Genomic DNA, 18746 nt, shown 5'->3' on the forward strand with positions numbered 1-18746 from the left:
ATGCTTCAGGAGATTGGCGAATCTGCCGAAGTGGCCGCGCGCCAGCTTGGCCACAACGCGGAGCGGCTCGCTGAACTTGGCACACGCCTGCGCGGCCTCGATCCGCCGCTCGTCGCGACCATCGCCCGCGGCTCGTCGGATTGCTGCGCGCTCTATCTGAAATACCTTGTCGAGATTGTTTCGGGGGTGCCCTGTGCCTCCATCGGTCCCTCCATCGCGACGCTCTATCGCACGCCGATGCGGCTCGAAGGCGGTGTTTCCGTCGCGATCTCGCAATCGGGACGCAGCCCGGACATCGTCGAAATGCAGCGCGCCGCACGACGCGGCGGTGCGCTGGCCATCGCGCTTGTCAACGATGTGGCCTCACCGCTCGCGCAGGAGGCCGAAGTGCTGCTGCCATTGTGCGCCGGCGCTGAACGCTCAGTCGCGGCGACCAAATCGATGGTCGCAGGTCTCGTCGCGGGCGCGAGCTTCGTCGCGGCCTGGTGCGAAGATCGGCAGCTAGCGGACGCCCTCACCGGCCTGCCCGAGATCCTGCGGGGACAAACGGCGCCGCCGCCCGCGGCGTTGCTCGGGCAGCTTGCGAATGCCCGCAGCGCTTTCGTTCTTGGTCGCGGTGTCACGCTTGCGATCGCCGCGGAGGCGGCACTGAAGCTCAAGGAAACCTGCGCCATTCACGCCGAAGCCTATTCCGCAGCCGAGGTCCTGCATGGCCCGGCCGAACTCGTGACCTCGGGCTTTCCCGTCATCGCCTTCCTGCCATCCGACGCAGCACGCGAAGGCATGATGACGACACTTGCGGCGCTGGCCACTGCCGGCGCGAGGGTGATTACAATCGAGGCCGGAGGCGCCGACGAGACGGATCGTCTCGCCACGGCAAAAGTCGAGGCGACGCTGCTGGAGCCCATCGTCATGATCCACCGGTTCTATCGCCTTGCCGAGGCACTTGCGCTCCAGCTCGGGCGAGATCCCGACCGCCCGCGCAACCTGCGCAAGGTGACGGAGACCCTTTGATGATCGTTTTGACCGGCGCACGGATTTTCGATGGCGAGCGTTTCCTTGACGACCACATAGTCGTCGTCGAAGGCGACCGCGTCGCCGCGGTCCTTCCTTACTCCGGGAGGCCGCATGACGCGACACGCGATCTCGGTGGCGGTTTGCTTGCGCCCGGCTACATTGATGTGCAGGTCAATGGCGGTGGCGGCGTCTTGTTCAACGAGGATCCGACGCCCGAAGGCATCGCCCGCATCGCCGCAGCGCATCGCAAGCACGGCACCGTCGGACTGCTGCCGACGCTGGTCACCGATGCCCCGCAAGTGATGGCGGCAGCAATCGCCGGGACACGCGAAGCACGGCAACTGAACCCGGCAACGCTCGGCGTCCATCTGGAAGGACCCTTCCTGGATCCGGCTCGCAAGGGCGCGCATGAGCTCCGATACATCCGCGACCTCAAGCCGGACGACATTGCGACGATCGCCGAGGCGAATTGCGGCGCCGTCATGCTGACGCTCGCGCCCAATCGGGTCGATGGGGCGAGCATTGCCGAACTCGCGCGGCATGGCGTGCTCATTTCGCTCGGCCACTCCAATGCAAGCTACGCGGAGGCACGCGCGGCCGTCAAAGCCGGCGCACACGCATTCACCCATCTGTTCAATGCGATGAGCGCGCCCGCCGGGCGCGAGCCAGGCATGGTCGGCGCAGCGCTCGATCTCGACGAGGCTTTCGTCGGAATCATCGCGGATGGTCATCATGTGCACGAGGCGAACCTTCGTATCGCCTTCGCCGCCAAGCGGCATGACCGCTTCATGCTGATCACCGACGCGATGCCGCCAGCCGCCGGCGGTCCCGATCAGTTCGATCTACAGGGCCGCCGGGTGACCCGCGCAGAAGGCAGCCTGCGGCTCGAGGACGGAACGCTCGCGGGCTCGGTTCTGACCATGGACGAAGCCGTACGGTTTGCCGTCGAGGTGACGGAGATCGAGCTCGGCCACGCACTCGCGATGGCTTCGCGCGTTCCGGCAACGTTTCTGCGACGCGAGACCGAGCTTGGCCGCATTGCGCCAGGATATCTGGCGAGCCTGGTGCATCTTGACGACGATTTGCACGTGCTCGAAACCTGGATCGAGGGCCGCTCGTCTAGCGGCTCCTGATGCACGAGGTTGGCGGGTGTTGTTTGGATTGAAGGACGCGATTGGGCATGTCTTCCTCATCATCGTCGACGACGCAGCCCATCCGCGTTCTCGTGGTTGGGCTCGGCACCATGGGAACCAGCCACGCCCGCGCCTACGGCGCGATCGAAGGGTTCAAGCTCGTTGGCCTCTGCACCTCTCGCGCGGCCGCTCGCCATGACCTCGACGCGGAGTTTCCCGGTCTGCCGCGCTTCGAGCGATACGACGAGGCACTCGCGACACTGCGTCCCGATGCCGTCGCGATTTGCACCTATACCGAACATCATGCCGCCATGGCCCTGCAGGCTTTCGCGGCAGGTGCGCACGTGTTCTGCGAAAAGCCCCTGGCCGAGACGCTGGAGGCAGCCCGGCACATTGTCGACGCAGCGCGCTTGAGCCGAAAGGCGCTGCTGATCGGCTATATCCTTCGTGTCCATCCGTCATGGTCGCGCTTCGTCGAGATCGGCCGCACGCTCGGCAAGCCGCTCGTGATGCGCATGAATCTCAACCAGCAATCGGCCGGCTCGTTCTGGGAGGTTCACAAGAAGCTCATGGTGTCGACCTCACCGATCGTCGACTGCGGCGTGCACTATGTCGATATCATGTGCCAGGTGACGCGCTCGCGTCCGATCGCTGTGCACGCCGTCGGGGCGAGGCTCACGGACGAGATCGCGCCTGGCATGTACAATTACGGCCATCTTCACATCGTGTTCGAGGACGGATCAATTGGCTGGTACGAGGTTGGTTGGGGACCGATGATGAGCGAGACTGCTCATTTCGTGAAGGACATGATCGGGCCGAACGGCAGCGTATCGATGGTTGCGAGGGAAAGCAGCGATGCGACTGCGAGCTCTGCGGACCATGACACGCATACGCGAACCAACGCACTGCGGATCCATCACGCAGCCCGCGACGTGGAGGGCCGCTTCGCAAGGCCGGACGAACTCCTCTCGACCGAGGACGAACCGAGCCACCAGGAGCTCTGCGAGCGCGAGCAGCGGCTATTTCTCAGCGCCATCCGTGGCGAGATCGACCTGTCCGAGCATCACGACGCCGCCATCAACTCGCTGGGCATCGTCTTTGCCGCCGACGCCAGCATTCGCAGCGGCGACGTCGTACGCCTGTGACAACCGATTTTCGGAAGATCGTGTCGCGCCGGCAAGCGTTCCGTTCCCCGCCAAGAACGAGGCGGTTGTCAACCGGTTTGAGTGCAAATCGAGATCACGCGGCTGCCGCCTGGTATAAACACTCGCGTAGCCAAGCATGACCTCCGTCCTCCTGATTGCGCGGATGCCACAGCGCGACGATGCGCGCCGGCGGCAGATCGAGCGGCGGCGGCGTGAGATCGAGCTCGTGGGAAAATCGCATCAGAAAGCGTCGCGGGAGGGTGCAGATGCAATCACTGTGCGCAAGGATGACCGGTGCCAGCGCATAGGTTTGAATCGAGACGGCGACGCGCCGCGAGCGGCCGAGCGCGGCCAGGGCGTCGTCGACGAGGCCTGAGAAGCCGCCGCCGTCAGCGGAGATCAGCAGATGGTCGAGCGCGCAAAAGCGATCGAGGTCAAGCGCCCCGTTGCCGCGCGGATGACCCTTGCGCTGTGCGGAGAGAAAGCTGTCGTCGAACAGCGGGCGCTGCATCAGGTCACCGTGTGCCCCATCAGCCCCCGTCACAAGGATGTCGATCTCACCCCGTTCGAGCCGATCGACGACGTCGCGCGTGGGATGGACCAAGGCGAGCCTCGCCCGCGCGGCGGTGGCGGTCAATCGCGCGACAAAACCCGGCGCCAGCGTCACGGCTGGATTCTCATGGATGGCAATGACGAAGGTGCGCTGGCTCCGGGCGGGGTCGAATACGGCCGGTCCCTCGACCATGCGACGTAGCTTGCCGAGCACGTCCACCAGTTCGGCCTGCAGCTCCACCGCCCTCGTCGTCGGCACCACCCCGCGCCCGGCCGCCGCAGGTACGAAAAGCGGGTCGGCAAAGACCTGTCGCAATCGGTTCAGCCGTGCCGATAGCGCTGGCTGGCCGATACTGAGGCGCAACGCCGCGCGTGTAACATTCCGCTCGCGCAGCAGGGCCTCCAGGGCGAGCAATAGGCCAAGGTCGATGTCCGCGAGATCGGTGTCATCGGCCAGCCGACCTGGACCGTGTTCCGCATCCAGCATCGGTCCTCCTCCGTTCAAGGCACATGATCGCGGCCGGACGAGCCGCGATGAGAGAGGTAAAGCCAAAATGGCGGTCTGAAAAGCCAGGCTGACAGCCCTTCGACATCGATGGCGTCGATGGGACCTATCGAGCCCACGGCCCTCCCGGCGGCCTGTCGCGCTTCGTACGTCACGGTCAGGGCGGCGCCGGCAATGAGGCCGGCTCAGCCAGTGCCTGGAGCGGAGGACATCATGGTGACGCAAGCGACGAAAACCTATCGCATCGGCGATGCATCCATCATACGGATCGACGAGCTGAGGCTTGCAGCATTTCAGCTCGACGCACTCTATCCGGGAGCCGACCCGCAGGCGCTGGAGCACCATCGCGACCGGCTCGACGCCGGCTCTTTCGATCCTGCGACCGGGACTTTCATTCAAAGCATTCACAGCTGGTTGGTCAAAACCCCGCACCACACCATCCTGATCGACACGGCGACCGGAAACGACAAGAACCGGCCCGACATCCCGCCGCTCCATCGTCTGAACGAGCCCTTCCTGGCACGGCTGGCGGCGGCCGGCGTTATCCCGGAACAGGTGGACTATGTGCTGCTCACCCACGTCCATGCCGATCACGTCGGCTGGAACACGCGCCTCGTCGACGGCCGCTGGATTCCGACCTTCCCGAATGCGACCTACGTCTTCTCCCGGATCGAGCACGCCTATGGCGCGAGCCTTGCAGTGGGCACGGAGCCGATCGGAGCAGCCCGGCCGGACCCGGCCCTCGGCGCGGCCGTGCGCAAGCCGGCCGACCGCGTCTACGACGACAGTGTGAGGCCGGTGATCGAGGCCGGTCTTGCCAAGCTCATCGCCGTGAATGGGGACGAGGTCCTCGAGGGCATCTCCTTTGTTCCGACGCCCGGCCACAGCGTCGATCACGCGTCCATCCGCTTCGTATCACGGGGCGAGCAGGCGCTTTTTGCCGGCGACGTGATGCACCATCCGCTGCAGGTGTATGAGCCTTCGCTCAATTCCTGCTTCTGCGAATTCCCTGATGCAGCCTTGCGCTCTCGCGCGTTCGTCCTGGAGGACGCAGCCGAGCGTGGCGCAACGGTCTTTACCACCCATTTCGCACAATCGTCCGTCGGACGCATCGACCGTCGCGGCGATGGCTTCGCCTGGCATTTCCTCTGACGAAAGGGGAAACCGATCATGAACCAGCACGCCTACGCACGCGCAGACAGACAAGGGCTTGTGGTCGAAGACCTCATGATCCCGAGCGACACGGCCGGAATTTCCCTTCACTTGCGCAACAAGCGAAAAGCTACGCTCAAGACCTTCTCCGCCGAGCAAACCATCCTGATGATGCATGGCGCGACCTATTCGTCGGGAAGCCTTTTCGACGCGCCGCTCGGCGGCGTCTCCTTCATGGATTATCTCGCCGGGCATGGCTACGATGTCTTTGCACTCGACGTGCGCGGCTACGGCGGATCGACCCGCCCGCCGCAGATGGACGCGCCGCCGGAAGATTCTGAACCGCTTGTGCGCACCGAGGTCGGTGTGCGTGACCTCGGCAGCGCAGTCCAATACATCCTGAAGTCCCGCGACATCACGCGGCTCAATCTGGTTGCCATGTCCTGGGGCGGCTCTGTGGCCGGTGCTTACACCGCAAGCAATAACGACAAGGTCGCGAAGCTCGCGCTGCTCGCGCCATTGTGGTTGCTGAAGGCCCCAGCTCCGATCGATACAGGCGGCCGCCTCGGGGCGTATCGAAACGTCCCTGTTCTGGACTTTAGAGAGCGTTGGCTTTCGGCAGCGCCGGAAGCAGCGCGGCCAAGTCTGATTCCAGCAGGCGGATTCGAACTATGGGCGAACATCTCGCTCGCAACGGATCCGAAAGCCAGCGCCGGAACCCCTCCGCTCATGCGTGCGGTGAACGGCCCGATCCTCGACATCCGCGAATATTGGGCGGCCGGCAAAGCCCTTTACGATGCCGGCGAGATTCGCACGCCGGTGCTCCTGGTCCACGCCGAATGGGACCGGGACGTGCCCATCAGCTCGGCGCAGGATTTGTTCCTCTCGTTGAAACACGCGCCATATCGGCGATGGGTCGAAATCGGCGAAGGCACGCACATGGTTCTGCTGGAGAAGAACCGGTGGCAGGCATTCGACGCGATCAACCAGTTTCTCTCGGAACGGTATGAGCATGACTAGTCGGTTTGGACTCGCAGCAATGCGCTGGCTGGCCAACGGCCTGCACTCGGCGATCCCGCGCAATGTTCGCCGAGTTCGTCGAGGGCGGAACAACGATCAACTTTCGGCCGGACGGGCTGGGGTTCAGCGACGCGCCGTCGACCCTGGTCGGGCGGAACGGAAGTCGATTGCGCAGATTCTGAGCGGCACGCCTTTCCGAGACAACAGTGGCCCGCTCGAGGCGGGCCATTTCCTTGCGGTACCGGCTGAAAGCGCGCTTGTCGTAGCTCCCGGCTCCGGCGGCCAGCTGCCAGCTGCCAGCTGCCAGCTGGAGAACAAATTGGCTCTGGACGCATGAAGATCGGATGCCGGTCGTTCGCGGGAGAAATGGGAATATTTAGATTAGATGTTTTATATATCACTAATTGACATTTTAACATGACAAGTTAGGATGGAATGGTGATGTTTGGTGTTCGTGCGGTCCGGGGAGTGGGGCCATTCAATGATCACAGCGGCTCAATTGCGGGCGGCCAGGGTGCTCCTCGGCATCGATCAGCGCCGGCTCGCAGAACTGGCCGGCCTTTCGGTGCCGACGATCCAGCGTATGGAAGCGAGTGAGGCGATGATTCGCGGCAATGTCGATTCGCTGGTGAAGCTGATCGCAGCGCTTGACGCCGCCGGCATCGAGTTGATCGACGAAGGCGCGGTCAGCAATTCACAGGGCCGTGGCGTTCGACTGAAATCGGATGCGGGTTCGGTCAGGTTCGCCCCCGGCGTCCGATCGGAAAACAAGGCATCAGGCAGAACAAGGGCGCGCACATGATGTCCGGCGTCAGTTTGCAAATGGCGTGTGCTGCCGGATTGCTTGGACTGGCGGTGCTGGCCATATGTATGAGCCGCTCGAAGTTCAATACGGCCGTCATTTACGGCACGACGTTGGCCGTCTCCACGGTCGCATTGATCGGATCGCTCCGGTGGCTACTTGGTGACACGACAACCGCCGCCAGTCTGGTGCTGCCGATCGGATTGCCGTGGCTTGGTGCCCATTTCTGCCTCGACCCGCTCGCCTCGTTTTTCCTTGTTGTCATCAATCTCGGGGGAGCCGCGGCAAGCCTCTATGGTCTCGGCTACGGCCACCATGAGCCGGTGCCGACCCGCGTGCTCCCCTTCTTCCCCGCTTTTCTGGCCGGCATGAATCTCGTGGTGCTGGCGGATGATGCGTTTTCCTATCTCCTGTGCTGGGAATTCATGTCGCTGGCGTCCTGGGCGCTGGTGATGGCACACCATCGTGAGGCGGGTAACACAAAGGCCGGCTATGTCTATCTCGTGATGGCGAGCTTCGGTACGCTATCACTTCTGCTGGCCTTTGGCCTGCTCGCGGGACCGGCGGGCGATTACGGGTTTGCAGCCATCCGCGCGGCCCACCATACGCCGTACGCTATGTTGGTGTTGATCCTGATGCTGCTCGGAGCGGGCTCAAAGGCCGGCCTGGTGCCGTTGCACGTCTGGCTTCCGCTCGCCCATCCGGCCGCTCCGAGCCACATTTCGGCATTGATGAGCGGGGTCATGACCAAGGTTGCGATCTATGGCTTCATCCGCGTCGTGTTCGATCTGTTGGGAGAGCCGTCGTGGTCCGCAAGCGTGATCGTCCTCATTCTTGGCGGCATCACCGCTGTCATGGGGATTTTGTACGCCATGATGGAGAACGATCTCAAGCGCTTGCTCGCCTACAGCACGATCGAAAATATCGGCGTCATATTCGCGAGCCTCGGCCTTGCATTGGCCTTCCAGGCCAATGGGCTGAAGCTGCTGGCAGCGCTCGCCTTCACCGCAGCGTTGTTCCACGTCCTCAATCATTCCTTCTTCAAGAGCCTGCTTTTCTTCGGCGCCGGCGCCGTTCTGACAACGACGGGCGAACGGAACATGGAGAAGCTGGGTGGCCTCATTCACCGCATGCCCGTTACGAGCTTCGCCGTTCTGGTCGGCTGTGTCGCGATCTCGGCACTTCCGCCGTTCAATGGCTTCGTCTCGGAATGGCTCATATTTCAGGCCGTGCTGCAGAGTCCGGAATTGCCGCAATGGGGGCTGAAGATCACGGTGCCTGCGGTCGGCGCGCTGTTGGCCCTCGCTGCCGCCTTGGCCGCGGCGTGCTTCGTCAAGGCATACGGCGTGACCTTTCTCGGGCGCCCGCGCAGCGTGGCCGCGGAAACCTCCGGGGAAGTCGACCGCTACTCGCTTTCAGCGATGGTCATCCTCGCCGCACTCTGCTTGCTGGCTGGAATTCTGCCGGGACCAGTGATCGATGCGCTGGCGCCGATCTCGGTACAGATTCTCGGTGGCCACATGCCGATTCAGTCCAACGAATCCTGGCTTTCGATCGCGCCGATTGCCGAGAGCCGCAGTTCATACAACGGATTGCTCGTGATGCTGTTCATCACGATTTCCGCCTCGGCGGCGGTCGTCTTCATTCATCGCTTTGCCTCTCGGGCGTTGCGGCGGGGACCGGCCTGGGGCTGCGGCTTTTCCGACCCGACACCGGCGGCCCAGTACTCGGGCGCGAGCTTCGCGCAGCCTATCCGCCGCGTTTTCGGCACGCTCGTGTTCCATGCCCGCGACCATGTCGAGATGCCGGCTCCAGGAGATGTCAGGCCGGCACGCCTGCGCATCGAATTGCACGATCTGATCTGGGAGGCAATGTATCAGCCGATAGCAGGCGCGGTCGGCTTCTCCGCCGATAAGCTCAATCGCCTGCAATTCCTGACCATCCGGCGCTATCTCAGCCTGGTCTTTGTCACGCTCGTCACGCTGCTTCTGGTGCTCGCGATATGGTCGTGATGTCCGACATATTTGTGCAGGGCATGCAGATGCTGCTGGTGCTGCTACTCGCCCCGCTGCTCACCGGCTTCGTTCGCAAAATGAAGGCCCGCCTGGTGCGCCGCCAGGGAGCGTCGGTCTTTCAGCCATACCGGGATCTCCTGCGCTTGCTCCGCAAGGAAGTGGTGCTGGCGGACAACGCCTCGTGGCTGTTCCGCGTCACCCCCTACGTGACCTTTGCCGCGATCTGGGTCGCCGCCGCGCTGGTGCCGACCTTTGCCACCGGGCTGTTGTTCAACTGGACCGCGGACCTGATCGCCATCGTGTCGCTGCTCGGAAGCGCACGCTTCTTTCTGGCGCTGGCCGGCATGGACGTCGGCACCAGTTTCGGCGGCATCGGCGCCAGCCGCGAAGTCATGATCGCTGCGCTGGCGGAGCCGGCGATGCTGCTGGTTGTATTTTGCATTGCCCTGGTTGCGGGCTCGACCCAACTTTCGACGGTCGCAAATTTCGTGGCCTCATCCTATGTCGGCTTGCGGGTATCGTTGGGAATGGCGGTGATCGCGCTCATCATGGTGGCCCTGGCGGAGAACGCGCGAATTCCGGTCGACAATCCAGCCACGCACCTGGAGCTCACCATGGTGCATGAAGCGATGGTCCTCGAGTATTCGGGCCGTCACCTCGCGATGATCGAATTTGGCGCCTTCCTCAAGCTGTTGCTTTATATCTCGCTGATCGCGTGCGTGTTCCTGCCCTGGAAGATAGCCGTCTTCGGCACCGGTCCCTTGTCCTACGCCGTCGGAGCCGTCGCCTACCTCGTCAAGCTCGCGGCTGCCGGCTTTTTCCTCGCGCTGTTCGAGACCGCGACGGCGAAAATGCGGGTGTTTCGCGTTCCGCAATTTCTAGGCGCCGCGCTCATGCTGGGCCTTCTCGGCACCCTCCTTCTGTTCGTGTCAAAGAGCTTCTGATGCAGATGCACAGCCTCGCCTTCGACGTCTCGCATACGCTGGCCGGCGGGCTCGTCCTGATCAGCTTCATGATGCTGTACCAGGACCGGCTCTACTCGCTACTGAACGTGTTTGCGCTGCACGCACTGGTGCTGGCGCTGTCCGTGGCCTGGCAGGCCTTTATCCAGGATGCGCCTCATCTGTACGTCACCGCGGCAATTGCCCTCGTCTTCAAGGCGATCGTCATTCCGGTAGCGCTTCACCGCATCGTCATGCAGCTTGGAATTCATCGTGACATCGAGTCGGCCGTGGGGATAGGCCTGACCATGCTGGCCGGAATGGGACTGGTCGCCCTCTCCATGGTCCTGATGCTGAGGGTGACCGCGGAAGCAGACCCGTTGGCGCGCGAGGACCTGGCCTTCGCGCTGTCGGTGGTGCTGCTCGGACTTCTGGTGATGGTGACTCGCCGCAATGCGGTCAGTCAGGTCGTCGGATTTATGTCGCTCGAGAACGGACTGGTGCTGGCCGCAACGGGCGCCAAAGGCATGCCGCTGGTTGTCGAGATCAGCGTTGCCTTCTCTATCCTAATCGCCTTCATTGTCATCGGCATATTCCTGTTCCGGATCCGCGAACGCTTCGATTCCGTCGATGTCTCCGCACTCGACGACTACCGGGGCGAACGGCGATGAGCGCGCATTTCCTCGATCCGGTGGCGGCCGTCCTTCTGATTCCGATCGGCTCGGCAGCGTTGCTGGCCATATTGCCGGGCTACCGGCTGACGGCGCAGTTGAACGTCGTCGCAAGCCTGGGGACTTTTCTTGCTGCCCTCTCGTTGCTGGTCGTCGAGCGTCCGCCGCCAGGGCCGTACATGCTGATCGACGATCTGAACATCGTCTTTATCGTGCTCAATACTTTTGTGGGATTCACGACGAGCATCTTCAGCGCCAGCTACATCGCCCACGAACTCGAAACGGGCCGTTTGACGCCCGTATACCTGCGCTTCTATCACTCCATGTACCAGACCATGATGTTCGGCATGAACCTCGCTTTCGTGTCGAACAACATCGGTCTGATGTGGGTCGCGGTCGAGATCGCCACGCTGACGACTGTGTTGATGGTCGGGATTTATCGATCGCATGCCGCGCTCGAAGCCGCCTGGAAATATTTCATCCTGGGCAGTGTCGGCATCGCGTTTGCGCTATTCGGCACGATCCTGGTTTACATGGCCGCGCGTCCGATCGTTGGCGAAGGTCAGGACGGTATGGTCTGGACGCTTCTGATCGAACACGCTTCCAAATTCGATCCCGCTCTGCTCAACGTTGCGTTCATATTCCTGCTTCTCGGCTACGGAACCAAAGTCGGTCTGGCGCCGCTGCACGCATGGCTGCCCGACGCCCACGCCGAAGGTCCGACGCCGATATCGGCGGTACTGTCAGGCCTGCTTCTGAACGTCGCGCTCTATGCCCTGCTGCGCTTCAAGATCCTGCTTGCGGCAAATCCGGCCGCAATTGCGCCCGGGCCTCTGATGGTGACGATGGGCCTGGTTTCGCTCGTGTTCGCTGCGTTCATGCTCTACCGCCGGCGCGACATCAAGCGCCTGTTCGCCTATTCCTCGATCGAGCACATGGGCATCATCGTGTTTGCGTTCGGGATGGGCGGACCGCTGGCCAATTTCGCCGGACTTCTGCACATGGTGATGCACAGCCTCACCAAGTCGGCCATCTTCTACGCTGTTGGTCATATCTCCCAGATCAAGGGAACGCAGCGGATCAGCCGTATAAGGGGGCTGACCGTAACCCATCCGGCGCTCGGCTGGGGTCTGGTGACGGGCGTTGTCGCGATCGCTGGCCTGCCGCCGCTCGGCATCTTCATGAGCGAATTCCTGGTGGTAAGCTCGACCTTCGCACGCCAACCTCTGCTCGCGATCGTGCTGGTGTTCGGACTGCTGCTGGCGTTCGGCGCATTGACGCTGCGCCTGACAAGCGTCGCATTCGGCGAGCCGCGCGGCAGCACCAAGTCAGCCGAGGCGTCCTATGTGCCGATGTTCACGCATCTTGCCCTGGTACTGATGGCGGGAATTTATCTTCCCGCGCCGCTCGTGGTCTGGTTCCAGCATGTCGCTCGCCTGTTGGGATAGTTGGGGGATTAGCCGGATATGCCATCGCTGATCGATCTCATGCTCGAGGGCCACCAGGTTGAGCAACACAGCCCATGGCCGCGGGTTATCGTTGATGCTTCGGTTTGGACCTTTGCGGCAAGCGAGCTGGCACACGGGCGCTGGAGCCTGCTCGGCCTTTGGGGAGAACCCTCAACGGTGCACATGGCGATCATGGACGAGCAAACGGCAGAAATCGCCAACATCAGCCTGGATTGTCCCGATCAGCGCTATCCCTCGGTCGGCAAGCATCACCCGCCGGCGCTTCGACTGGAGCGTACCCTCAACGATCTGTTCGGCTTGACGGCAGAAGGCCTGCCCGATAACCGCCCCTGGCTCGATCACAATCGTTGGGGCGAGCGCTTCCCATTGGGAGATCGCGCCGTCGCCTCGTCGGAGGCGTCGCCTTATCCCTTCCTGCCGGCGGAGGGACCTGGCCTGCACGAGATCGCTGTTGGTCCGGTGCACGCCGGAACTATCGAGCCCGGACATTTTCGGTTCACGGCAAGCGGCGAGACCGTGGTCCGTCTGGAGCAGCGGCTTGGATATACCCACAAAGGTATCGAGAGTCTCATGGCTGGAGCCAGTCTTGAACAGGCGGCCAAGCTTGCCGGACGCGTCTCCGGCGACAGCACGGTAGCCTATGCCTTTGCGTTTTCGCGTGCGGCCGAAGCAGCCTTGCAACTCGTCGTGCCTGATCGTGCGGTTTGGCTGCGAGCGCTGCTTGGCGAACTGGAGCGGCTTGCCAACCATCTCGGCGATATCGGGGCAATCTGCAACGACGCTTCCTTCGCGCTGATGCACGCTCATTGCAGCGTGCTGCGCGAGAGCATTCTGCGCGCCTCCGATGCCGCATTCGGCCACCGGTTGATGCGGGATATCATCGTGCCCGGCGGCGTGACCCGCGACCTCGACGATGACGGCAAGGACGTCATCCAGGCGGCGCTAGACATTATCCGCCTGCGGTTTCCGCAGTTGGTCGAGCTCTATGACAACACGGCGTCGCTGCAGGATCGTACGGTCAATACCGGCGTTCTCAAACCGGCACTGGCAAGACAATATGCCGCCGGAGGCTACATAGGCCGCGCATCGGGCCGGTCTTTCGACGCGCGAATTACGCTTCGATATCCGCCATATGACACGCTGCGCTTCGACGCGCCGGTCCTGAACGAGGGTGACGTCAACGCCCGCGTCTGGATTCGCGTGCGCGAGGTCGAACAGTCACTCCTGCTCATCGACCAGATCCTGGAGCGCCTTCCCGACGGCCCGTTGGGCACACATGCGGGACATCGGCGGGAGGCGCGGGAAGGCATGGCGATCGTGGAAGGATTTCGGGGTGACGTCCTGGTCTGGCTCCGCCTGCGGGACGGCCGGGTCGACCGATGCCACCTGCGCGACCCCTCGTGGTTTCAATGGCCGCTTCTGGAGGCTGCAATCGAGGGCAATATCGTCGCGGATTTTCCGCTCTGCAACAAGTCCTTCAACTGCTCCTATTCGGGCCAGGATCTTTAACGGAAGCACAGGATGCGCAAGCTGCTTTTTGAAAGCCTGTTTCGCCGACCATTTACGGAGCAGGCGCCGTCGCCGAACGAGGCCGCGCTGACAGAGCTCGCAGCAACCGTTGGTCGCGCTGCGCGGCGGCGCCTCGGCCGCAGTCTCTCGATACGCGAAGTCGACGCCGGATCCTGCAATGGATGCGAGCTCGAGATCCACGCGGTCAACAATGCCTACTACGATGTGGAGCGCTTCGGCCTCAGGTTCGTCGCTTCACCTCGCCATGCGGACGTGCTGATGGTGACCGGGCCCGTGACCAAGAACATGCGCCATGCGTTGGAGCGTACCTATCATGCGGTCCCGAATCCGAAATGGGTTGTCGCTGTGGGTGATTGCGCCCGGGACGGAGGGTGTTTTGCCGGCAGTTACGCGGTGGCCGGCGGAGTCTCGCAGGTCATACCGGTCGATCTTCACATCCCCGGTTGCCCGCCGCCGCCGCTTGCGATCTTGCAAGGACTTCTTGCTCTGCTCGATCAGACGGCCGACAGCGCTACTTCCAATTGATCAGCGCTCCGAACAAGCTTGATGCGACGACGCACCACCCTTGGCCGACAATCATGATTGCCTGCCATTTTCGTGGTGCCGCCATTCGGCTCCGACAGACGGGCGGTTCATCGCGCGCGTTGCAGCGTCCGGGACGAAGCAGACTTCGGCTGCTTCACGTTTTTGGTTTTCGGTTTCGCGACGTGCTCCCTGAGACGGACGCCCCGACCACCGGACGAGCTCTGCCCTCCGGGCGGGATCAATTCGATTCCGGCGTGGTCCAGTGCGGAGACCAACTTCATCAGAGAATCGACGTTGCCGCGGATAACCCCGTCGCTCGCCTCCATGCGCTGGATGGTAGGAACCGAAAGACCCGCAAGGTCGGCCATCTGGCGCTGATCGATGTTCAGGAGCGCACGGGCGGCCCTGAGCTGGTTGGCCGTAATCATGAATGGCGACCTCCGGTGACGTTCTCATCCAGGGATCCATACCATACAAATTACTGCTTCAACCATCAGTTCAGAAGCAAAATATATCAGCAGCGAAGTCGGTCGATGGCATCGGATCGCGGGCCTTGGACTTTACCGAATTTTTGCGATGGATGCGGCAAGTTTAGCGAGATATCCCGAAAGACTGACGCTGCCTACGCTCCATGACAGAGATGTCTGACACTTGTGTTCCGATGCTCTAAGTTAATATGGTGATGTGTCGTGAAGTTGCTTGGTCGCTATCAAGGGATGAATGGCCAGATCGAGATCGTCGAGTGTTCTTGGGACGGTACACGCGTGTATTTCGAGGAAGGGGTCAGACAAAGCCAGGCGACGCCAAACGGCGAAAGCGTGTTCACCTACGTCAAGCTCATGGATGAACTGCTGTCCCGGTCCGAACGTATCCTCGTCCTGGGTTGCGGCGGCGGGAATCTTGCGACACGGCTATCGCGTCTCGGCAATAAAGTGACCGTCGTCGACATCAACCCGATCAGCTTCGTGCTCGCGCAAAGATATTTCGATCTGCCGAACGACCTCCGCTGCATTGTCTCCGACTTTCGACAATTCGTATTCAATGACGGCGGGTATTACGACGGTATCGCAATCGACGTCGGTGGACCGGGATTCCGTTTCACCGAAGAATTTGATGCCGAGACCTGCGACGCCATCCGCGCTCGTCTGGCACCCGGCGGCCGGATTGTGATGAACGTGACGGTGGCGAACGACATTGATCCGACACCTGACCGGATCGCCGCCAGACTTGCCGGGCGAGAACTGCGGACATGGATCGTCGATGAACAAGGCATGGAGGATCGTAATGCGGTTATCATCTGTGTTCCCGAGAAACAGTTGGGCCCACGGGCGGCGCTTGATCGCGTTTTGCACCACAGCCATGAGCGGTGGGCGATTCGTCGGGGACGCATGCGAAGCCGGGATCTCGCTTGTGGACAGCGCTAAGGTTGCAGTTTGCAGCTGAGGGAGCACGTAATCGAGCTGTCCCATCAGATCCGCGCGCGGTATCGGATGCGGCGAAGATGCCGACACAAGGGAAAAGCCGAACAGCTATCCAGCCGCGTCCGCCCACACAAAATCGTTGCACGAAGAGTTCAATACTACCGCTTCTCTACAGTTTCCAAATGCACGCCGCACTACGACACACGGGCGATCTCGGAGTCCTCGACAAGGCTACATCATGATCAAGGACCGCTCGAAAGACATCATCATCTCAGGTGGCGAGAACATCTCGTCCGTTGAGCTCGAGGATGTGCTCTATAAGCACCCGGCCGTATTGCTTGCGGCAGTAGTGGCGAAGCCAGATCAAAAATGGGGAGAGGTGCCTTGCGCCTTCGTCGAGTTGAAGAAAGGCGCGAGTGCGACTGAGGCAGAGATCATTGCCTTCTGTCGCTCGCAGGTGTCCGGCTTCAAGTCTCCAAAAACTGTGGTGTTCGGGACGCTTCCAAAGACGTCGACTGGCAAGATCCAGAAATTCCTATTGCGCAATCAGATGGAGTCGGCGAACGCGATTTCGGTCTGAACCCGGCTGGCGTACGAGAGCCACTCTCGATTGCAATCCGCGCGCTGCCGGCGGGCTAAGGTCACTTGGCACCGTCGCGTAGCAGCGCTCGTTTCCAAATGATTGGTGCCGATGCCACCCCTGATCCCTGAGACGATTTGGGAGCATCAGCGGCCATTCCGTCATTCCGTTCAGCCAGGCGTTTCTGCGATTGCCACAATTGAAGCGATTGCCGCACTGCACGCAGCACGAAATAGCAGCAATCGCGCCATAACGACCGCAATCGCTCTGGAGTAAACCGACAAGAGGTTCGCTAGTTCGTGTCGGGTTAAGTTGAGACCCTGCAATGTCCAAGTACCCGAGCGGCGGCGCCACGCCTGCGTCGATCGTAGATTGCCTGAGATCGGTCGCCGTCAATTCCCCAAGGGAACGCGCGAGCTTTGCCAAAGGCCGATGCGTCCGCGGCGCCTACATTCCGTCGGATGAAGCAAAAGAGATTACCAAATCCCGCAGCTTCACTGCGCCATCACGCGTGCTGGCGCGCTTCTCAATCGACGAAAGCCCCGCAGTGGGAGAAGGCGATAAGCTCATGCTGCTCGGCTTCAGCTTCAGACTTGGCGACGAGCACCATCTTTCGAATGTTGTCGCGCAAAGTGCTCCGGTCCATTTCGCGAGAACACTCGATCAGATGCTGACCCTCCTCAAAACACGAGTGCCGGGACCGCACGGCAAGCCAGACATGGACGCCATCAAGGCGTTCTCCGCCGCCAATCCCGAAACGCTGAATCAAGCCAACTACGTCGCAGCACATCCTGTGCCGATGAGCTTTGCCGGCACGACCTATTGGGGCGTGCACGCTTTTCGCGCGACGAATTCAGGCGGCGAGACGCGATTCATCAAGTTCAAGGTCACTCCCGTCGGCGGCGACATCAGGTTGACGGAGCACGAGGCCAAGGCAAGGTCCGGCGACTTCCTGCATGATGACCTCAAAGATCGGATCGCGGTAGGTGATGTCCGGTTCAGCGTGATGACACTGCTCGATCGTCCCGGCGATCCCACCCTGGACGTGACCATCCGTTGGCCTGATGAGGACAGACGAGAAGCCGTTCGGCTAGGAACGATCGTCATTACAGGCCTCGAGCCAAATGAAGCGTGCAACGCCACATTGTTCGATCCGGCAAGTCTCGCCGAAGGCATCGATCATCCGCCTGATGAGATTTTCGCGGCCCGAAGTGCCGCCTACGCCATCTCACTGGCAAGACGTCGTTGATCAGACGAAATTTGCCCGACATCGTCCCGAACTATGTCTCCCCCTCCCGAGCACCTTCTGTTTCCCGGCGCCATACGCCTGGGCTGACGCCAACCGCAGCCGAAAACACCCGTGTAAAGTGGCTTTGATTGGCAAACCCGGCAGATAGCGCGATCTCTGCGAGCGGCAGGTCACGGACGGTCATCAACTGTTTGGCCGCTTTCAGTCGCTGACGCAGCAGCCATTGATGCGGCGGCAGCCCGGTGGAGATTCGAAATGCGCGCGAAAAATGGCTGACCGACAGGTCGAATTCAGCCGCGATTTGTTGCAACGAATGTTTGCCGCCCAGATCGGAGTCGAGCTTTTCACAAGCGCGCTTCACCTGCCACGGGGCAAGACCGCCGCTCGCCGATTTGTTGATGCGCTGCAGTCCGCCATAGGCCCGCGCAATGTGCGCGGTGAATGCGAGCATCATGTGATCGATGAACAGTTGGTTAGGCTCCTCCGGCCGACGCAGCCCTTCCAGCAGCGAGGCGCCGATGTGACGCATGATCCCATCGTCATGGCCGAAGCCAAATTGGCACGCGAGGTCGCCAACGCGCGACGCGCGGGACGATTCGGCGATGCCGTCGAGCGCCGAGCGCGGAAGATAGAACTGCAGGGAATGGTACGGCTTGTCGATGATATAGCGCGGGTCGTGCCGGAGGTCATACAGCCAAGTGGTACCGGCTTTGACATCGGCCTTCGTAACGCACTTGCCGTGCGCCCAGAGCTCACATTCCGCGTAGTCCTGAAGTTTCAGGCTGACGAGATAAGCCTCGTCAGCCAGCGAGCCGGAAAGGCCCGGCACGGGGTTGTCATTCTGCGTTTCGGTGACCGCAAGGTCGACGCCGCGCATCGAACGGGTGATCAGCGAGGGTGGCGCATCCCTGAGATGCAAGTACTGGCCGACCCTCTGCCCGAAGGTGCTTGCTTGTGCCATAGGGTCGATCTCAACGGTGACAGCCGGAGCCGGCAATGTTCGCCTTGCAAGTGGCAAT

Annotated in this window: 17 protein-coding genes and 1 pseudogene; 15 read left to right on the forward strand and 3 right to left on the reverse strand. The window is 61.9% G+C overall.

From position 1 onward, the window contains the following. From AC0L2O_RS12245 to AC0L2O_RS12255, 3 genes are read left to right on the forward strand one after another with little or no spacing between them, the layout of a single operon-like run. Entirely contained in the window at positions 1–1014 is a 1014-nt protein-coding gene (locus AC0L2O_RS12245) for an SIS domain-containing protein (RefSeq protein ID WP_473369884.1), read from the forward strand. After that, positions 1014–2150, forward strand: a complete 1137-nt coding sequence (gene nagA / locus AC0L2O_RS12250) for an N-acetylglucosamine-6-phosphate deacetylase (RefSeq protein WP_473369885.1) — start codon at positions 1014–1016, stop codon at positions 2148–2150. The genes AC0L2O_RS12245 and nagA overlap by 1 nt, the downstream gene beginning before the upstream one ends. Positions 2151–2197: 47 nt before the next feature. Next, a complete protein-coding gene (locus tag AC0L2O_RS12255; protein WP_473369886.1) occupies positions 2198–3295 on the forward strand; it encodes a Gfo/Idh/MocA family protein in 1098 nt (365 codons plus the stop codon). A gap of 94 nt (positions 3296–3389) precedes the next feature. On the opposite strand, the gene AC0L2O_RS12260 is transcribed toward AC0L2O_RS12255, so the two are convergent. Continuing rightward, positions 3390–4334 carry a LysR family transcriptional regulator gene (locus AC0L2O_RS12260; RefSeq protein WP_369722157.1) on the reverse strand — a complete coding sequence of 315 codons (945 nt, stop codon included), beginning with the start codon at positions 4332–4334 and terminating at the stop codon, positions 3390–3392. 231 nt (positions 4335–4565) lie between these two features. Here AC0L2O_RS12260 and AC0L2O_RS12265 point away from each other — a divergent pair, with 231 nt between their 5' ends. The 9 genes from AC0L2O_RS12265 (at position 4566) to AC0L2O_RS12305 (ending at position 14477) form a co-directional block, all read left to right on the forward strand. After that, complete coding sequence (locus AC0L2O_RS12265) at positions 4566–5504, forward strand: MBL fold metallo-hydrolase (protein WP_473369887.1); 939 nt, start codon at positions 4566–4568, stop codon at positions 5502–5504. 18 nt (positions 5505–5522) lie between these two features. Continuing rightward, positions 5523–6524, forward strand: coding sequence for an alpha/beta hydrolase (locus AC0L2O_RS12270; protein WP_473369888.1), 1002 nt, complete (start codon positions 5523–5525; stop codon positions 6522–6524). Positions 6525–7005: 481 nt separating this feature from the next. Next, positions 7006–7326, forward strand: coding sequence for a helix-turn-helix domain-containing protein (locus tag AC0L2O_RS12275; protein WP_473369889.1), 321 nt, complete (start codon positions 7006–7008; stop codon positions 7324–7326). Then, positions 7326–9338, forward strand: coding sequence for a hydrogenase 4 subunit B (gene hyfB / locus AC0L2O_RS12280; RefSeq protein ID WP_473369890.1), 2013 nt, complete (start codon positions 7326–7328; stop codon positions 9336–9338). The genes AC0L2O_RS12275 and hyfB overlap by 1 nt, the downstream gene beginning before the upstream one ends. Continuing rightward, positions 9329–10285 carry a respiratory chain complex I subunit 1 family protein gene (locus AC0L2O_RS12285; protein WP_369722152.1) on the forward strand — a complete coding sequence of 319 codons (957 nt, stop codon included), beginning with the start codon at positions 9329–9331 and terminating at the stop codon, positions 10283–10285. Before hyfB ends, AC0L2O_RS12285 begins: the two co-directional genes overlap by 10 nt. A gap of 5 nt (positions 10286–10290) precedes the next feature. Next, the gene (locus tag AC0L2O_RS12290) at positions 10291–10953 is read left to right on the forward strand and encodes a hydrogenase-4 component E (protein ID WP_369726687.1); all 663 of its coding nucleotides are present in this window, start codon (positions 10291–10293) and stop codon (positions 10951–10953) included. Next, entirely contained in the window at positions 10950–12401 is a 1452-nt protein-coding gene (locus AC0L2O_RS12295) for a hydrogenase 4 subunit F (RefSeq protein WP_369722151.1), read from the forward strand. Before AC0L2O_RS12290 ends, AC0L2O_RS12295 begins: the two co-directional genes overlap by 4 nt. Before the next feature lie 18 nt (positions 12402–12419). Continuing rightward, positions 12420–13931 carry a hydrogenase large subunit gene (locus tag AC0L2O_RS12300; RefSeq protein ID WP_369722150.1) on the forward strand — a complete coding sequence of 504 codons (1512 nt, stop codon included), beginning with the start codon at positions 12420–12422 and terminating at the stop codon, positions 13929–13931. A 12-nt stretch (positions 13932–13943) separates the two neighbouring features. Continuing rightward, positions 13944–14477 (forward strand): NADH-quinone oxidoreductase subunit B family protein, encoded by a 534-nt coding sequence (locus AC0L2O_RS12305; RefSeq protein WP_473369891.1) that lies wholly within the window; start codon positions 13944–13946, stop codon positions 14475–14477. Between the two features lie 107 nt (positions 14478–14584). Here AC0L2O_RS12305 and AC0L2O_RS12310 read toward each other — a convergent pair whose 3' ends face one another. Further along, entirely contained in the window at positions 14585–14905 is a 321-nt protein-coding gene (locus tag AC0L2O_RS12310; RefSeq protein WP_409192643.1) for a helix-turn-helix domain-containing protein, read from the reverse strand. Between the two features lie 261 nt (positions 14906–15166). Between AC0L2O_RS12310 and AC0L2O_RS12315 the strand changes: the two genes are divergently transcribed. From AC0L2O_RS12315 to AC0L2O_RS12325, 3 genes and pseudogenes are all read left to right on the forward strand, one after another. Further along, positions 15167–15901, forward strand: a complete 735-nt coding sequence (locus tag AC0L2O_RS12315) for a spermidine synthase (RefSeq protein ID WP_473369892.1) — start codon at positions 15167–15169, stop codon at positions 15899–15901. Between the two features lie 197 nt (positions 15902–16098). Continuing rightward, a pseudogene (locus AC0L2O_RS12320) lies at positions 16099–16478 on the forward strand (AMP-binding enzyme); the annotation flags it as partial. A 325-nt stretch (positions 16479–16803) separates the two neighbouring features. Then, complete coding sequence (locus AC0L2O_RS12325; RefSeq protein ID WP_473369893.1) at positions 16804–17727, forward strand: catalase; 924 nt, start codon at positions 16804–16806, stop codon at positions 17725–17727. A 31-nt stretch (positions 17728–17758) separates the two neighbouring features. On the opposite strand, the gene AC0L2O_RS12330 is transcribed toward AC0L2O_RS12325, so the two are convergent. After that, positions 17759–18688, reverse strand: a complete 930-nt coding sequence (locus AC0L2O_RS12330; RefSeq protein ID WP_473369894.1) for a helix-turn-helix domain-containing protein — start codon at positions 18686–18688, stop codon at positions 17759–17761. Positions 18689–18746 lie beyond the last annotated feature (58 nt).

This window comes from Bradyrhizobium sp. Kon10 (assembly GCF_055807395.1).